At 41.0% G+C, this 16,339-nt stretch carries 19 protein-coding genes and 1 rRNA gene; 19 read left to right on the forward strand and 1 reads right to left on the reverse strand.

The genetic code is table 11. The features are described 5' to 3' along the window. The 14 genes from rrf to rsmI all read left to right on the forward strand — a co-directional run. A 5S ribosomal RNA gene (gene rrf, locus AC07VD_RS20345) occupies positions 1-74 on the forward strand; the annotation flags it as partial. Between the two features lie 178 nt (positions 75-252). Further along, positions 253-447, forward strand: a complete 195-nt coding sequence (gene csfB, locus AC07VD_RS20350; protein WP_003243294.1) for an anti-sigma-G factor — start codon at positions 253-255, stop codon at positions 445-447. 119 nt (positions 448-566) lie between these two features. Continuing rightward, the gene (locus AC07VD_RS20355; RefSeq protein ID WP_014475561.1) at positions 567-1,181 is read left to right on the forward strand and encodes a 5-bromo-4-chloroindolyl phosphate hydrolysis family protein; all 615 of its coding nucleotides are present in this window, start codon (positions 567-569) and stop codon (positions 1,179-1,181) included. Between the two features lie 18 nt (positions 1,182-1,199). Further along, positions 1,200-2,360, forward strand: a complete 1,161-nt coding sequence (locus tag AC07VD_RS20360; RefSeq protein ID WP_015715091.1) for a toxic anion resistance protein — start codon at positions 1,200-1,202, stop codon at positions 2,358-2,360. A gap of 81 nt (positions 2,361-2,441) precedes the next feature. Continuing rightward, on the forward strand, positions 2,442-3,884 hold the full coding sequence (locus tag AC07VD_RS20365; protein ID WP_494721969.1) for an aminotransferase class I/II-fold pyridoxal phosphate-dependent enzyme: 1,443 nt from the start codon (positions 2,442-2,444) through the stop codon (positions 3,882-3,884). Further along, positions 3,881-4,519, forward strand: a complete 639-nt coding sequence (tmk, locus tag AC07VD_RS20370) for a dTMP kinase (protein WP_003226776.1) — start codon at positions 3,881-3,883, stop codon at positions 4,517-4,519. The genes AC07VD_RS20365 and tmk overlap by 4 nt, the downstream gene beginning before the upstream one ends. Positions 4,520-4,592: 73 nt before the next feature. After that, entirely contained in the window at positions 4,593-4,922 is a 330-nt protein-coding gene (gene darA / locus AC07VD_RS20375) for a cyclic di-AMP receptor DarA (RefSeq protein ID WP_003242755.1), read from the forward strand. 12 nt (positions 4,923-4,934) lie between these two features. Then, complete coding sequence (locus AC07VD_RS20380) at positions 4,935-5,375, forward strand: YaaR family protein (RefSeq protein ID WP_009966249.1); 441 nt, start codon at positions 4,935-4,937, stop codon at positions 5,373-5,375. An 11-nt stretch (positions 5,376-5,386) separates the two neighbouring features. Then, positions 5,387-6,376 carry a DNA polymerase III subunit delta' gene (holB, locus tag AC07VD_RS20385; RefSeq protein ID WP_003226770.1) on the forward strand — a complete coding sequence of 330 codons (990 nt, stop codon included), beginning with the start codon at positions 5,387-5,389 and terminating at the stop codon, positions 6,374-6,376. A gap of 2 nt (positions 6,377-6,378) precedes the next feature. Further along, a complete protein-coding gene (gene ricT, locus AC07VD_RS20390) occupies positions 6,379-7,206 on the forward strand; it encodes a competence/sporulation regulator complex protein RicT (protein WP_003226767.1) in 828 nt (275 codons plus the stop codon). Positions 7,207-7,220: 14 nt separating this feature from the next. Beyond that, positions 7,221-7,580 carry a DNA replication initiation control protein YabA gene (gene yabA / locus AC07VD_RS20395; protein ID WP_003218308.1) on the forward strand — a complete coding sequence of 120 codons (360 nt, stop codon included), beginning with the start codon at positions 7,221-7,223 and terminating at the stop codon, positions 7,578-7,580. A 58-nt stretch (positions 7,581-7,638) separates the two neighbouring features. After that, the gene (locus AC07VD_RS20400) at positions 7,639-8,382 is read left to right on the forward strand and encodes a tRNA1(Val) (adenine(37)-N6)-methyltransferase (protein WP_003244526.1); all 744 of its coding nucleotides are present in this window, start codon (positions 7,639-7,641) and stop codon (positions 8,380-8,382) included. Further along, positions 8,369-8,668 carry a GIY-YIG nuclease family protein gene (locus AC07VD_RS20405; protein WP_003242983.1) on the forward strand — a complete coding sequence of 100 codons (300 nt, stop codon included), beginning with the start codon at positions 8,369-8,371 and terminating at the stop codon, positions 8,666-8,668. The genes AC07VD_RS20400 and AC07VD_RS20405 overlap by 14 nt, the downstream gene beginning before the upstream one ends. Further along, complete coding sequence (gene rsmI / locus AC07VD_RS20410) at positions 8,643-9,521, forward strand: 16S rRNA (cytidine(1402)-2'-O)-methyltransferase (RefSeq protein WP_003243457.1); 879 nt, start codon at positions 8,643-8,645, stop codon at positions 9,519-9,521. Before AC07VD_RS20405 ends, rsmI begins: the two co-directional genes overlap by 26 nt. Before the next feature lie 48 nt (positions 9,522-9,569). On the opposite strand, the gene abrB is transcribed toward rsmI, so the two are convergent. Beyond that, on the reverse strand, positions 9,570-9,860 hold the full coding sequence (gene abrB / locus AC07VD_RS20415; protein WP_003226760.1) for a transition state genes transcriptional regulator AbrB: 291 nt from the start codon (positions 9,858-9,860) through the stop codon (positions 9,570-9,572). Between the two features lie 494 nt (positions 9,861-10,354). On the opposite strand from abrB, the gene metG reads away from it, so the two are divergent. The 5 genes from metG to rsmA all read left to right on the forward strand — a co-directional run bounded on the left by metG (position 10,355) and on the right by rsmA (position 16,240). Further along, on the forward strand, positions 10,355-12,349 hold the full coding sequence (metG, locus tag AC07VD_RS20420) for a methionine--tRNA ligase (protein WP_342819784.1): 1,995 nt from the start codon (positions 10,355-10,357) through the stop codon (positions 12,347-12,349). Positions 12,350-12,427: 78 nt separating this feature from the next. Next, positions 12,428-13,195, forward strand: coding sequence for a TatD family hydrolase (locus tag AC07VD_RS20425; RefSeq protein WP_336805678.1), 768 nt, complete (start codon positions 12,428-12,430; stop codon positions 13,193-13,195). 155 nt (positions 13,196-13,350) lie between these two features. After that, positions 13,351-14,664: a ubiquitin-like domain-containing protein gene (locus AC07VD_RS20430; protein ID WP_015715099.1), complete on the forward strand. Its 1,314-nt coding sequence runs from the start codon at positions 13,351-13,353 to the stop codon at positions 14,662-14,664. A gap of 144 nt (positions 14,665-14,808) precedes the next feature. Next, positions 14,809-15,369 (forward strand): ribonuclease M5, encoded by a 561-nt coding sequence (gene rnmV, locus AC07VD_RS20435; RefSeq protein ID WP_015253010.1) that lies wholly within the window; start codon positions 14,809-14,811, stop codon positions 15,367-15,369. Further along, the gene (rsmA, locus tag AC07VD_RS20440; RefSeq protein ID WP_040081077.1) at positions 15,362-16,240 is read left to right on the forward strand and encodes a 16S rRNA (adenine(1518)-N(6)/adenine(1519)-N(6))-dimethyltransferase RsmA; all 879 of its coding nucleotides are present in this window, start codon (positions 15,362-15,364) and stop codon (positions 16,238-16,240) included. Before rnmV ends, rsmA begins: the two co-directional genes overlap by 8 nt. Positions 16,241-16,339 lie beyond the last annotated feature (99 nt).

The raw sequence follows: 16,339 nt of genomic DNA on the forward strand, positions 1-16,339 counted from the left end.
AACACGGAAGTTAAGCTCTTCAGCGCCGATGGTAGTCGGGGGTTTCCCCCTGTGAGAGTAGGACGCCGCCAAGCAAGTTTAAACCCAGCTCATTGAGCTGGGTTTTTTGTTTACTCAAGATCGAGAAAATCAAACAAATACAAACACCGAGGGCTTATATAGCCCATATACTGATTTAAAGTTTCAAAAAGATCTAAATAGTGTATACAATATCCGTTTTAAGGGGAGGCTAATTGTACGGAGGTGGAGAAGATGGACGAAACAGTTAAACTTAATCATACATGTGTGATTTGTGATCAAGAGAAGAATAGAGGCATTCATCTTTATACGAAATTCATATGCTTAGATTGTGAGAGAAAAGTAATTTCTACATCAACTTCTGATCCTGACTATGCCTTTTACGTAAAAAAATTAAAGAGCATTCATACACCGCCATTATATTCATAGACCTGAAAAGGTCTTTTTTTGTACTCTTAATAATAAAAAGAAGATGAAACTTGTTTAAGGATTGAACGTAGTAGATAATAATATTAAAACTGAGTATAGACACAGGAGTCGATTATCTCATGCAGAGATTTTTTCACTTTTTGATGTGGAGTTTAACTAGCAGTGCGACTTTTGTTTTCATAGGAATATTGAGCTTTTTTGGTTTAAACCAGTCGCTTTTTTTATCTTTTGTTTATGGGCTTGCTTCTGGAGCAGCCGTATATACAGCTGGCATCTGGAATGCAAGACGGTTATTTCTTAAAAAGCATGAATTGACAGGAAGAGAGTATGCTTACATTAAGAAAAACTTAGAGGAAGCAAGGCAGAAAATGATCCGTCTTAGAAAAGCCTTGTTTCAGGCTAAAAGCATTCAAATGTTTAAGCAAAATGCAGAAATGCTAAGGATTGTGAGAAGGATTTATCTCCTCACCAAAAAAGAGCCAAAACGGTTTTATCAGGCAGAACGATTTTTTTATCAAACTCTCGATTCGGTTGTTGAATTGACAGAGAAGTATGCTTTTCTATCATCTCACCCAAAAAAAAGCAAAGAACTGTCGATGTCGTTAAGTGAGACACGCATCACTCTTACTGAATTGACCAAGCGTTTAGAGGAAGATTTAACTCAAGTAATGGGTGATGAAATTGACGAGTTGCAGTTTGAATTAGACGCAGCAAAACATTCATTAAAGAAATAAGGGAAGAGGGTAAGAGCGATGAACCGAGACCAAAGCGACCTTCATATAGATGAATTATTGGCAGATCCTTTTGGTGGTAACATAGAGATACCAGGTTCGGAGGCTGTAAAAGCAGAGAAAGAGCAAGTACGGCTTGTTGATGTTCTTCCTGAGGAAAACAAGGAAAAAGCAATTCAGCTTGCTGGACAGATTGATCATAAAAATATGCAAAGTATTGTCTTATACGGTTCACAAGCTCAATCTAAACTGCTGAACTTTTCTCATGATATGATTAATCATGTTCAAAAGAAGGATGTCGGGGAGATTGGCGAAATACTTGGAGAGCTGATGAAAAAGCTGGAGCAAGTAAATCCTGATGATCTCCAATCTAAGAAAAAGGGTTTTTTGGCACGCATGTTTGGAAGAGTATCAAGTTCTCTTCAAGAGGTGCTGTCTAAATACCAAAAGACCAGTGTGCAGATAGACAGAATCAGCTTGAAGCTGGAGCACTCTAAAAATGCTTTAATCAGTGACAACAAGCTGTTAGAGCAGTTATATGAAAAAAATAAAGAATATTTTGCCGCGCTGAATGTTTATATTGCTGCAGGAGAACTGAAGCTGGAGGAATTAAAAACAAAAACGATTCCTGAACTGAAGCAACAGGCTGAATCGAGTGATCATAACCAAATGGCCGTTCAAGAGGTGAATGATTTAATTCAATTTGCTGACCGGTTAGATAAAAGGGTGCATGATTTGCTGCTGAGCAGGCAAATTACAATCCAAAGTGCACCGCAAATCAGGCTGATTCAAAATACAAACCAAGCGTTAGCTGAAAAGATTCAGTCATCCATTGTGACAGCGATTCCGCTATGGAAAAATCAAGTTGCCATTGCACTGACGCTTTTAAGGCAGCGCAATGCAGTGGATGCACAACAGAAAGTATCTGATACAACCAATGAGCTTTTGTTGAAAAATGCGGAGCTTTTAAAAACCAATACAATTGAAACTGCACGGGCAAATGAACGGGGCCTGGTTGATATAGATACCTTGAAGAAGGTGCAGGAAAGCTTAATAAGCACGCTTGAAGAAACACTGACTATACAAGAAGAAGGACGAATCAAACGCCGTCAGGCAGAAGAAGAGCTTATGATGATGGAAGGCGACCTGAAGCAAAAGCTGCTTACAATAAAGGAAAGATAGTTACCAGTAAGTCTGGCTTTAAGTTCTCTCAGAGGCACGATATAATAAGGTGTAAGAAGACACATTCAAAGGATTGTTTTCATGAACACACCTTTATATAAAGCATTAATTCAACATGCGAGAAGAAATTCTCATTCATTTCATGTTCCGGGACATCACAATGGAGATGTCTTTTTTGATGACGCTAAGTCAATATTCGATCCGCTTCTCACCATTGATGTAACTGAACTGGCAGGACTGGATGATCTCCATCATCCTTCTGGGGTGATTAAGGAAGCTCAGGAGCTTGCCAGTCAATTATATGGATCAGCAGAAAGTTTTTTTCTGGTAAATGGTACGACTGTCGGAAACTTAGCGATGATTTTATCTGTTTGTGAACCTGGTGATACAATTCTGGTTCAAAGAAACTGTCATAAATCTGTATTTCATGCTGTTGATTTTGCCGGTGCTGAGCCGGTTTATCTTGCACCTGACGTTGATTCAGCGATGCATGTGCCTACGCATGTTCCGCTTGGAACAATTAAAGAGGCCCTGGAAGCATATCCAGATGCGAAAGGCTTGGTACTGACCAATCCGACATATTACGGACATAGTGCTGATTTGACTGAGATCATTACTGAAGCCCATCATTACGGAATTCCTGTTTTGGTCGATGAAGCTCATGGCGCACATTTTATTTTAGGTGAGCCTTTTCCGGTCTCAGCTTTAAAAATGGGGGCAGATATTGTTGTTCAGTCGGCCCACAAAACGTTGCCTGCCATGACGATGGGTTCTTATTTGCATCTCAACAGCAGCTGCAGGATTAACAGGGATCGGGTTGCAGAGTATTTATACCGATTACAAAGCAGCAGCCCGTCTTATCCGATTATGGCTTCGTTAGATATTGCCCGCGCTTATGTACAGCATATTATAGAAGAACAAAAGCTTTCTGACATTCTGCAGCGGATACAAACACTTAAACAAACGTTTGATTCACTTACAAATGCAGAAGCTGTTAACCCTGCTAATCCACTGATCATCACGGACCCGCTGAAGCTCACAATTCGTTCAAAACGCGGGCATTCTGGCTATACGCTGCAAAGCATTTTAGAGCGTGCCAACATATTCACTGAGCTTGCTGATGAAAATCAAGTTCTGCTCGTTCTCCCATTGGGAGGAAAACGGAGAATAAACGCTGAAACCATTAGAAGCATCGATGAAGAGATTGAGAAAACACCTCCGGATCAGACGTTTGTTTCTGCAGAATGGGGTGTGCAGCCTGTTACTGTCTTGCCTTATCCAAAAAAGGTCTTACATTCGTTTAAGAAAGAATATGTGAGCTTTGAGGAAGCAGCTGGCCGGCTGAATGCAGAAGATATCATCCCTTATCCTCCGGGTATCCCGATGATTATGGCGGGAGAAAGAATAACAAAAGAAAGTGTGCAAAAGCTCAGCCGCTTGATCAGCATGAAAACGCATGTTCAAGGGAATATGAAAATCAAAGAGAAACAACTACTTGTTTATATAGAAGAGGAGAAATCATGAGCGGTTTATTTATTACATTCGAAGGTCCTGAAGGTGCAGGGAAAACGACTGTTCTGCAGGAGATCAAAAACATACTGACAGCAGAAGGCCTTCAGGTTATGGCAACTCGAGAGCCAGGCGGAATAGATATTGCAGAACAAATTCGAGAGGTTATTCTGAATGAGAACAATACATTAATGGACCCAAAAACAGAAGCTCTCTTATATGCGGCTGCAAGACGCCAGCATTTAGTTGAAAAAGTAAAACCTGCTTTAGAACAGGGGTTTATCGTTCTTTGCGACAGATTCATAGACAGTTCTCTTGCGTATCAAGGATATGCAAGAGGGCTTGGAATTGATGAGGTTCTGTCCATTAATGAATTTGCCATTGGAGATATGATGCCCCATGTAACGGTTTATTTTTCAATTGATCCGGAAGAAGGACTGAAGCGTATTTACGCAAACGGCTCACGGGAGAAAAACAGGCTCGATTTAGAAAAACTGGACTTTCATACAAAAGTACAAGAAGGTTATCAAGAGCTGATGAAGCGATTTCCGGAAAGATTTCATTCAGTTGATGCCGGGCAATCCAAAGGCCTCGTCGTTCAGGATGTTCTAAAGGTAATCGATGAAGCGTTGAAAAAAATTCAATTGTGACCTGTTTCCCAATAGTTGATATAATAATGTAAACGAGATCACGTTGTTTCCAATCTAAAGGAGGCCTTCACAGATGAAATTGATAGTGGCAGTTGTACAAGATCAGGACAGCAACAGACTTTTGAAAACCTTAACGGATCACAACTTCAGAGTCACAAAGCTTGCGACGACAGGAGGATTTCTTAAATCAGGCAATACAACGTTTATGATCGGTGTCGAGGATATACGCGTCAATAAAGCGTTGAGTCTCATTAAAGAAAACGGGCAGAAACGTGATCAGATGATTGCCCCTGTATCTCCAATGGGTGGAAATGCTGATTCCTATGTCCCTTATCCAGTCGAAGTTGAAGTTGGCGGAGCGACAGTATTTGTCCTTCCAGTCGATGAATTTCATCAATTTTAAGGATCTGAAACTGTGAAAATTAATAAAGATATACGTACATTTATAGATAATAAGCAGATTCCCTCTGTGAAAACATCTGAGATCACAGCATCGTTTAAAACATCAATGGAAAACCAAAGCAGCAAAATGAAGCTTGATCAGCTTACCAGGCTGTTATCTGATATAGAAGCATTCGGAAAAAGGCTAACGAAATCTCGGAATTTTAAAGACTTAGCGAGATTTAAAGGACTTGTGAAACGTTTTGTCAAAGAAGCTGTGGACAGCGGCCTTTCACATGAAACATCGAAAAGCTTTGACCTTTACGGGAACAGCAGAACGCTGGGACTTGTGAAAGAAATAGATGACAAATTGATACAGCTTACGGAAGAGATGATGGATCAGGAAAAACCGGCAATAGATTTGCTGGAGCGTATTGGCGAAATAAAAGGTTTATTAATTAACCTTTACACATAGAGAGTGATACAATGGCAATATCCTGGAAGGAAATGAACGAGCTTCAGCCCAGAGTGATGAAGCTTTTATATAATAGTATTGAGAAGGACAGACTATCACACGCTTATTTGTTTGAGGGGAAAAAAGGAACAGGCAAGCTTGATGCCGCGCTGCTTCTTGCAAAAAGCTTCTTTTGTCTGGAGGATGGCGCGGAGCCTTGTGAGAGCTGCCGAAACTGTAAACGGATAGAGTCAGGGAACCATCCTGATCTCCATCTTGTTCAGCCTGATGGCTTATCAATCAAAAAGGCGCAAATTCAAGCGCTCCAAGAAGAGTTTTCTAAGACAGGACTTGAATCGCATAAAAAGCTGTATATTATTTCGCACGCAGATCAAATGACAGCAAATGCGGCGAACAGCCTGCTGAAGTTTTTAGAAGAACCGAACAAAGACACAATGGCCGTCCTCATCACTGAGCAGCCCCAAAGGTTATTGGATACCATCATTTCAAGATGCCAAACCCTTCCTTTTCAGCCTTTGCAGCCGAAAGCAATTGAAGACAGACTGATCGAACAGGACGTCTCGCCTCATATGGCAAGGCTTCTGGCCAACATGACTAATAATGTAGCAGAAGCAGTCGAATTAAGTCGAAATGATGAGTTTGCAGAGTCTAGAGCGAAAGTGATAAAATTGTATGAAGTCCTACACCAGCGGAAAGGACATGCTTTTTTCTTTATTCAAGATCAATGGATGCCCTTTTTCAAAGAAAAAACCCATCAAGAAATGGGTCTTGATATGCTCTTATTGATATATCGTGATGTGTTGTCCATCCAAATAGGAAATGAAGATAAATTGATTTATCAAGACTTATTCCAATCAATAAAACAGCATGCGCTACAATCAACACAACAAAGCGTTACGAATCAGATACTTGCTGTTTTAGAAGCAAAGAAACGGCTTCATTCCAATGTGAATGTACAAGGATTAATGGAGCACTTGGTGTTAATGTTGCAGGAGGGATAAGCTTGTACAATGTAATTGGTGTCCGCTTTAAGAAAGCGGGTAAAATATATTATTTTGATCCGAATGGATTTCATATAGAACATGACAGCTGCGTAATTGTAGAAACTGTCAGAGGCGTTGAGTACGGCCAGGTCGTAATTGCAAATAAACAGGTGGATGAGCATGATGTGGTGCTTCCCCTTCGAAAAGTGATACGTGTGGCAGACGAGCGCGATCTTCTCATTGTAGAAGAAAATAAACAGGAAGCACTATCAGCATTTGATATCTGCCAAAAGAAAGTGATTGAGCATGGCTTGGATATGAAGCTGGTCGATGTTGAATTCACGTTTGATCGCAATAAAGTCATTTTTTACTTCACTGCTGACGGCCGAGTCGACTTTAGAGAGCTTGTAAAGGATTTGGCTTCTATCTTTAAGACAAGAATTGAGCTGCGCCAAATCGGAGTAAGGGATGAGGCAAAAATGCTCGGAGGAATCGGTCCTTGCGGAAGAATGCTTTGCTGTTCAACGTTCCTTGGAGATTTTGAACCCGTTTCCATTAAAATGGCCAAGGATCAGAACTTGTCTTTAAATCCTACGAAGATTTCGGGCCTTTGCGGACGATTGATGTGCTGTCTAAAATATGAGAACGATGAGTATGAGACGGCAAAAGAACAGCTTCCGGATATAGGAGAAATGATTACGACAGCAAACGGTCCCGCGAAGGTCGTCGGACTAAATATTCTGGAACGGGTGCTTCAGGTGGAACTGATAAACCGTGAAAAAGTGATAGAATATACTTGGGAAGAGCTCTTGGAAGAGGGCGTCGTATCCGCACAAACCACAGATTAACGAGGTGTGGAACCTTGGATAAAAAAGAGTTATTTGATACAGTCATTAACTTAGAAGAACAAATTGGCTCACTGTACCGGCAGCTGGGGGATTTGAAGCAGCATATCGGTGAGATGATTGAGGAAAATCATCATTTACAGCTTGAAAACAAGCATTTGCGCAAACGGCTGGACGATACGACGCAGCAGATTGAAAAGTTCAAAGCTGATAAAAAAGAATCAAAAACACAGAAGACAGAGCAAACTGATATAGGGGAAGGATATGATAATCTGGCACGTCTGTATCAAGAAGGATTTCATATCTGCAATGTCCACTATGGAAGTGTTCGAAAAGAGGATTGTCTTTTCTGTCTGTCATTCTTAAATAAAAAATAGGGAAAAGGCTTCCGCATAAGACGGGAGCCTTTTTCAAAGGTACTGAAAGGATAAGAAGATGGTTTCATTACATGATGATGAAAGATTAGATTATTTGCTGGCAGAGGACATGAAAATCATACAAAGCCCAACAGTGTTTGCTTTTTCGTTGGACGCTGTGCTTCTGTCCAAATTTGCGTACGTTCCGATTCAAAAAGGGAAAATCGTTGATTTATGCACCGGCAATGGTATTGTGCCGCTGCTGCTCAGTACAAGATCAAAAGCAGACATTCTGGGAGTCGAAATTCAAGAAAGGCTGCATGATATGGCTGTTCGCAGCGTGGAGTATAATAAGCTGGACGATCAGATCCAGATCATACATGATGACCTGAAAAACATGCCGGAGAAACTTGGACATAATCGATATGATGTTGTCACCTGCAATCCGCCGTATTTTAAAACGCCGAAACAAACTGAACAAAACATGAACGAGCATCTCCGAATCGCAAGACATGAAATCCACTGCACGCTGGAGGATGTCATTTCAGTCAGCAGCAAACTGCTCAAGCAAGGGGGAAAAGCAGCTCTTGTTCACCGGCCGGGAAGGCTTCTGGAGATTTTTGAACTGATGAAGGCTTATCAAATCGAGCCGAAACGTGTACAATTTGTCTATCCGAAGCAAGGGAAAGAAGCCAATACCATTCTGGTTGAAGGTATCAAAGGCGGGCGTCCAGATTTGAAAATTCTTCCTCCCTTATTCGTTTATGATGAACAAAATGAATATACAAAAGAAATCAGGACCATTTTATATGGAGACAAATAACCATTTCTTCTACGTCGTGAAATGTAAGGACAATAGCTGGTATGCCGGATATACCAACGATCTGCATAAACGAGTGAAAACGCACAATGATGGAAAGGGCGCAAAGTACACAAAAGTAAGACGTCCGGTTGAATTAATTTTTGCCGAGAGCTTTTCAACAAAGCGGGAAGCTATGCAGGCGGAATATTATTTCAAAAAACTAACTCGGAAGAAAAAAGAGCTTTATATAGAAGAAAAGCGGAACAGCAAGGAGGCTGTATATGTTAAGGCGCCAAATGAGCTTTAATGGAAAGTCGGACATGGGGATTCTTTACTTGGTCCCAACCCCAATCGGAAATCTAGAGGATATGACATTCCGGGCGATCGACACGCTGAAATCAGTGGATGCGATTGCTGCGGAAGATACGAGGCAAACGAAAAAGCTTTGTCATGTATATGAAATTGAAACACCGCTCGTCAGCTATCACGAACACAATAAAGAAAGCAGTGGGCACAAAATTATTGAATGGCTGAAGTCGGGAAAAAACATTGCTCTTGTCAGTGATGCCGGTCTGCCGACGATTTCTGATCCCGGAGCGGAAATTGTAAAGGATTTTACGGATATAGGCGGTTATGTTGTTCCGTTGCCGGGAGCAAATGCCGCATTAACAGCTCTTATTGCTTCAGGTATTGTACCGCAGCCTTTTTTCTTTTACGGTTTTCTCAACAGACAGAAAAAAGAAAAGAAGAAGGAGCTTGAAGCCCTTAAAAAACGGCAGGAAACAATCATTTTTTATGAAGCGCCCCACAGATTGAAGGAAACCTTGTCAGCGATGGCAGAGATATTAGGAGATCGGGAAATTGCTGTAACGCGTGAACTCACTAAGAAATATGAAGAGTTTATCCGAGGAACCATATCTGAGGTCATTGGATGGGCAAACGAAGATCAGATACGCGGCGAGTTTTGTCTTGTCGTAGAAGGAAGTAATAATGAAGAGGTAGATGAGGAAGAACAATGGTGGGAAACCCTCACTGCGAAAGAACATGTCGAGCATTACATCTCGAAAGGCGCTACGTCTAAAGAAGCCATTAAAAAAGCAGCAGTCGATCGCAATGTACCAAAGCGTGAAGTGTACGATGCTTACCATATTAAGCAATAAAAAAACGTTCTTGTGTCATAACAAGAACGTTTTTTGTACAAGAAATGATTATTTAAGGTTTTGAAGCTGGTTTTGGATTTCGCTGATGATTTGCTCAGCGCCTTCTTTACTAAGAACCAATTTACCGCCTGCAAGTTTAAGGTTATCATCAGAAACTTCACCAGTTACTTGGCAAGTCATGTTTGGTTTATATTTTTTAAGGATGATTTTTTCATCATCAACATAGATTTCAAGAGCATCTTTTTCTGCGATTCCAAGAGTACGACGCAGTTCGATAGGAATAACTACACGTCCTAATTCATCAACTTTACGTACAATACCAGTAGATTTCATAAACATTCTCCTCCCAAGAGATACTTATTTGTTTAAATTATATTTTTCTTCGTCATTATTCGACAAAATCCTTACCTTCATAGCATAACAAGGTTTCCAATAATCGTCAATCATTTTGTTTACTATTGATTGTAAGAATTAGTTCTTATAGTCAGTAATGTCTTAGAAACTACCGAAATAACAGCATTTTATAAATATTTAATAAAGCTATTATCCTACTAAAAATCCTTTTAAATCAAGACTTTCGAACCAAAGTTTTTTATTTCATTTGATTATATACGACAAAATTCGACACGAACAGACTTTTTTTATTTTCATTAAAGATTTTTAATTTTAATTATTCTTTTTCAGGGTGTATGTATATATTCTTGATCTTAAAGGCTAAGATGGTATCATAGATAAAGGATAAATATAAATAATATTCATATATGATTTGCACTTATCGCCGCTCTCGTCCTTTGGGCGGGAGCTTTTTGACATTCTGATTAGGAGGTTTCAAGATGCCGCAAGAAAACAATACATTTTACATTACAACACCGATTTATTATCCGAGCGGAAAATTACATATCGGCCATGCATATACGACAGTCGCAGGAGATGCAATGGCACGTTACAAAAGATTAAAAGGGTTCGATGTTCGCTATTTAACGGGAACGGACGAGCATGGACAAAAGATCCAGCAAAAAGCTGAACAGGAAAACATTACACCTCAGGAGTATGTGGATCGCGCAGCGGCAGATATTCAAAAACTGTGGAAGCAGCTTGAAATCTCAAACGACGACTTTATCCGCACGACAGAAAAACGGCATAAAGTTGTCATTGAAAAGGTGTTTCAAAAGCTTCTTGATAACGGGGACATCTATCTTGATGAGTATGAAGGCTGGTACAGCATCCCTGATGAAACGTTCTACACGGAAACTCAGCTCGTTGATATTGAGCGGAATGAAAAGGGAGAGGTCATCGGCGGAAAAAGCCCTGACAGCGGTCACCCAGTTGAATTGATCAAAGAGGAATCTTATTTCTTCCGCATGGGGAAATACGCGGATCGCCTTCTGAAATACTATGAAGAAAACCCGACATTCATTCAGCCAGAATCACGCAAAAACGAAATGATTAATAACTTTATCAAACCTGGACTTGAGGATTTGGCAGTATCACGTACCACTTTTGATTGGGGCGTGAAGGTGCCGGGAAATCCAAAGCATGTTGTATATGTTTGGATTGACGCACTATTTAACTATTTAACGGCACTCGGTTATGATACAGAAAATGATGAGCTTTATCAAAAATATTGGCCTGCCGATGTTCATTTAGTCGGTAAGGAGATTGTACGGTTCCATACTATTTACTGGCCAATTATGCTGATGGCGCTGGATCTTCCGCTGCCGAAGCAAGTATTCGCGCATGGCTGGCTTTTGATGAAAGACGGAAAAATGTCGAAATCAAAAGGAAACGTTGTAGATCCGGTTACATTAATTGAGCGCTATGGTTTAGACGAGCTTCGCTATTACCTGCTTCGCGAAGTGCCGTTCGGATCTGACGGTGTATTCACGCCGGAAGGATTTGTTGAGCGGATTAACTATGATTTAGCGAATGATTTAGGAAATCTATTGAATCGTACTGTTGCGATGATTAATAAGTATTTTGACGGACAAATCGGTTCTTACAAAGGTGCTGTTACGGAATTTGACCAAACGCTCACTTCGGTTGCTGAAGAAACAGTGAAAGCTTATGAGAAAGCAATGGAAAATATGGAGTTCTCGGTAGCACTTTCGACTTTATGGCAGCTCATCAGCCGCACAAACAAATACATTGATGAGACAGCTCCATGGGTGCTTGCGAAAGATCCGGCAAAAGAAGAAGAATTGCGATCAGTTATGTATCATCTCGCTGAATCATTGCGTATTTCAGCGGTACTGCTTCAGCCATTCTTAACAAAAACACCAGAAAAAATGTTCGAGCAGCTGGGCATTACCGATGAATCTCTAAAAGCTTGGGACAGCATTACAACTTTCGGCCAGCTGAAAGATACAAAAGTACAAAAAGGCGAGCCATTGTTCCCTCGTTTAGAGGCAGAAGAAGAAATTGCTTACATCAAAGGGAAAATGCAAGGTTCGGCACCAGCGAAAGAAGAAACAAAAGAAGAAGAGCCGCAAGAGGTCGATCGTTTACCTGAAATTACGATTGATCAATTTATGGATGTAGAGCTTCGCGTAGCTGAGGTCATTGAGGCAGAACCAGTGAAAAAAGCAGACCGTTTATTGAAGCTGCAGCTTGATCTTGGTTTTGAAAAGCGCCAAGTGGTATCCGGCATTGCGAAGCATTATACGCCTGAAGAGCTTGTTGGAAAAAAACTCGTTTGTGTAACAAATCTAAAACCGGTTAAACTCAGAGGAGAGCTTTCTCAAGGTATGATCCTTGCAGGAGAAGCAGACGGCGTTTTAAAGGTCGTATCTATCGATCAGTCGTTACCAAAAGGCACAAGAATTAAATAATGATAAACAAAAGGTGTTTCACGTGTAACAATTCGTCGAACACCTTTTGTGTTTCGACAAGAAAGGAGTTTTTCACTTATGTTGTTTGACACTCACGCGCATTTAAATGCAGAACAATATGATACTGATCTGGATGAGGTTATTGAACGGGCAAAAGCTGAAAAAGTTGAACGAATTGTCGTAGTTGGTTTTGACCGTCCGACGATTACCCGTGCGATGGAAATGATTGAGGAATATGATTTTATTTATGCAGCCATTGGCTGGCACCCTGTTGACGCTATTGACATGACAGAGGAAGACTTAGCGTGGATTAAAGAGCTTTCTGCTCATGAGAAAGTGGTAGCGATAGGGGAAATGGGACTGGATTATCATTGGGATAAATCACCTAAAGATATTCAAAAAGAGGTGTTTAGAAAACAAATCGCCTTAGCGAAAGAGGTCAATTTGCCTATTATCATTCATAACCGTGATGCAACGGAGGATGTCGTGAGCATTTTGAAAGAGGAAGGCGCAGAAGCTGTGGGCGGAATCATGCACTGCTTTACAGGAAGTGCGGAAGTGGCAAGAGAATGCATGAAAATGAATTTTTATTTATCATTTGGGGGACCGGTGACATTTAAAAATGCGAAGAAACCGAAGGAAGTAGTGAAGGAAATTCCCAATGACCGGTTGCTGATTGAAACGGACTGCCCGTTTCTCACACCGCACCCTTTCCGCGGGAAAAGAAATGAGCCAAGCTATGTGAAATATGTGGCAGAACAAATCGCCGAATTAAAAGAAATGACCTTTGAAGAGATTGCGTCAATCACGACTGAAAATGCGAAAAGACTTTTCCGTATAAACTGACAAAAAACGCTAGCGGGTTTTGTAAGAGCTTGTCCCTTACAGCGTTTTTCTATAAAAGTTCTACATGCTTTCTTCTCCTCATAGGATAGGTTTGTCGACAAGTCTTTCTTCCGTTTCTCAGTGTATTTCAGGATAATGAAGAGGACACTGAGCTTTTGGGAGAAAGAGAAGGGAGGGTTGACAGCCTTTTAGATACTCTATATAATCTCTCCGAGGAGAAGGAGGCGTTTTTCATCACACAAAAAATGAAAAAGCTGTTTTCCGTAAAGCTTAGCAAAAGCAAAGTCATTCTGGTTGCTGCTTGTTTGCTTTTGGCAGGAAGCGGGACTGCGTACGCGGCTCATGAGCTGACGAAACAATCAGTCTCAGTTTCTATCAATGGCAAAAAGAAACATATACGCACACATGCAAATACAGTCGGTGATCTTTTGGAGACGCTTGATATAAAGACAAGAGACGAAGACAAGATCACACCTGCTAAACAGACAAAGATAACAGCAGACATGGACGTTGTGTATGAGGCTGCAAAACCTGTGAAGCTTACAATAAACGGGGAAGAAAAGACATTATGGTCAACAGCAAAAACGGTCGGTGCATTACTGGACGAACAAGATGTTGATGTGAAAGAACAAGATCAAATTGATCCTGCAATAGATACAGATATTTCGAAAGACATGAAGATTAACATAGAGCCCGCATTTCAGGTTACTGTGAATGATGCAGGGAAACAAAAGAAGATCTGGACGACTTCGACTACGGTCGCTGACTTTTTAAAACAGCAAAAGATGAACATAAAAGACGAAGATAAAATCAAGCCTGCGTTAGATGCAAAGCTGACGAAAGGAAAGGCTGATATTACAATTACTCGTATCGAAAAGGTCACCGATGTAGTTGAAGAGAAGATTGCGTTCGATGTGAAAAAGCAAGAAGACGCTTCTCTTGAAAAAGGGAAAGAAAAGGTCGTCCAAAAAGGAAAAGAAGGCAAGCTAAAAAAACATTTCGAAGTCGTTAAAGAAAACGGTAAAGAAGTGTCCAGAGAGCTTGTAAAAGAAGAAACAGCTGAACAAAGCAAAGATAAAGTGATTGCTGTCGGCACAAAGCAAAGCAGTCCAAAAGTTGAAACGGTTAGTGCTTCAGGTGATTCAAAAACAGTTGTGTCCCGCAGCAATGAATCAACAGGCAAAGTCATGACTGTATCATCTACGGCTTATACGGCAAGCTGCAGCGGTTGTTCAGGACATACAGCGACAGGCGTCAATTTAAAAAATAATCCGAATGCCAAAGTCATCGCTGTGGATCCAAATGTCATTCCGCTAGGCTCCAAAGTCCACGTGGAAGGCTATGGATATGCCATTGCTGCAGATACCGGTTCAGCGATTAAAGGGAACAAGATAGACGTCTTTTTCCCAGAGAAATCATCGGCGTACCGATGGGGAAATAAAACAGTCAAAATTAAAATCTTAAATTAATATGTACTTATGTATTCAGAGGGTTTTGCGCCCTCTGTTTTTTTCGTTATAATAGACAAAGTGCATTTTCTGCTTATTAGACGCTCGACATAAGAAAAAGTTTCATGAATATACAAAAGTTTTTATTTTGTCTTGGAGGAAATAATGAAAATTAAAGAGATCATTGTGGTCGAGGGGCGTGACGATACGGCCCGCATCAAATTGGCTGTTGATGCAGACACAATTGAAACAAATGGTTCAGCCATCGATGATCATGTGATTGACCAAATCCGTTTGGCCCAGAAGACCAGAGGCGTCATTATTTTAACGGATCCGGACTTTCCGGGAGAGAAGATTCGCAAAACCATCTCAGAGGCTGTACCCGGCTGTAAGCATGCATTTTTGCCAAAACATCTTGCCAAACCTAAAAACAAGCGGGGAATTGGTGTGGAGCATGCATCGGTTGAAAGCATTAGGGCATGTTTAGAAAATGTGCATGAGGAGATGGAAGCGCAGCCGAGTGACATTTCAGCTGAGGATTTGATTCATGCCGGACTAATAGGCGGACCTGCGGCCAAACGCCGCCGGGAACGACTGGGTGATCTGTTGAAAATCGGCTATACAAATGGCAAACAGCTTCAAAAACGGCTGCAAATGTTTCAAATTAAAAAAAGTGATTTTATGAGTGCGCTCGATACCGTTATGCGGGAGGAACAGAATGAATAAAGATATTGCGACACCGATTAGAACGAAAGAGATACTGAAGAAATACGGTTTTTCTTTTAAAAAGAGCTTAGGACAGAATTTCTTAATTGATACGAACATTTTAAACAGAATTGTCGATCACGCGGAAGTGACAGAGAAAACAGGTGTCATTGAAATCGGCCCGGGAATCGGGGCTTTAACCGAACAGCTTGCCAAGCGGGCGAAAAAGGTCGTGGCATTTGAGATTGACCAGCGATTATTGCCGATTCTGAAGGATACACTGTCACCTTACGACAATGTCACTGTCATTCATCAGGACGTGTTAAAGGCTGATGTCAAATCAGTCATTGAAGAACAATTTCAAGATTGTGATGAGATCATGGTAGTTGCCAACCTTCCTTATTACGTAACAACACCGATTATCATGAAACTGCTTGAAGAGCATCTTCCGCTGAAAGGGATTGTGGTCATGCTGCAAAAAGAAGTGGCTGAGCGCATGGCGGCTGATCCTTCATCTAAGGAGTACGGCTCGCTTTCAATCGCGGTGCAGTTTTATACAGAAGCCAAAACGGTGATGATCGTTCCGAAAACCGTATTTGTTCCTCAGCCTAATGTCGATTCCGCAGTCATCCGTCTGATTCTCCGAGACGGTCCGGCAGTGGACGTGGAAAACGAATCCTTTTTCTTTCAGCTCATCAAGGCAAGCTTTGCACAGCGCCGTAAAACGCTGCTCAATAACTTAGTTAACAATCTGCCTGAAGGAAAAGCACAAAAATCAACGATTGAGCAAGTGCTCAAAGAAACAAATATTGACGGTAAGCGCCGAGGTGAATCCCTGTCTATTGAGGAGTTCGCAGCGCTGTCTAACGGATTGTATAAAGCCCTTTTCTAAAAGGGCTTTTTGTTTTGCGCACCACATGGACTGCCGCTACATAGGCTAGAGAAGGACCTTTCATTCAATGATAAGAAAAAACTTGGACTCAGCGAAAAA

Source organism: Bacillus sp. GW821-FHT01G09, from assembly GCF_059422205.1.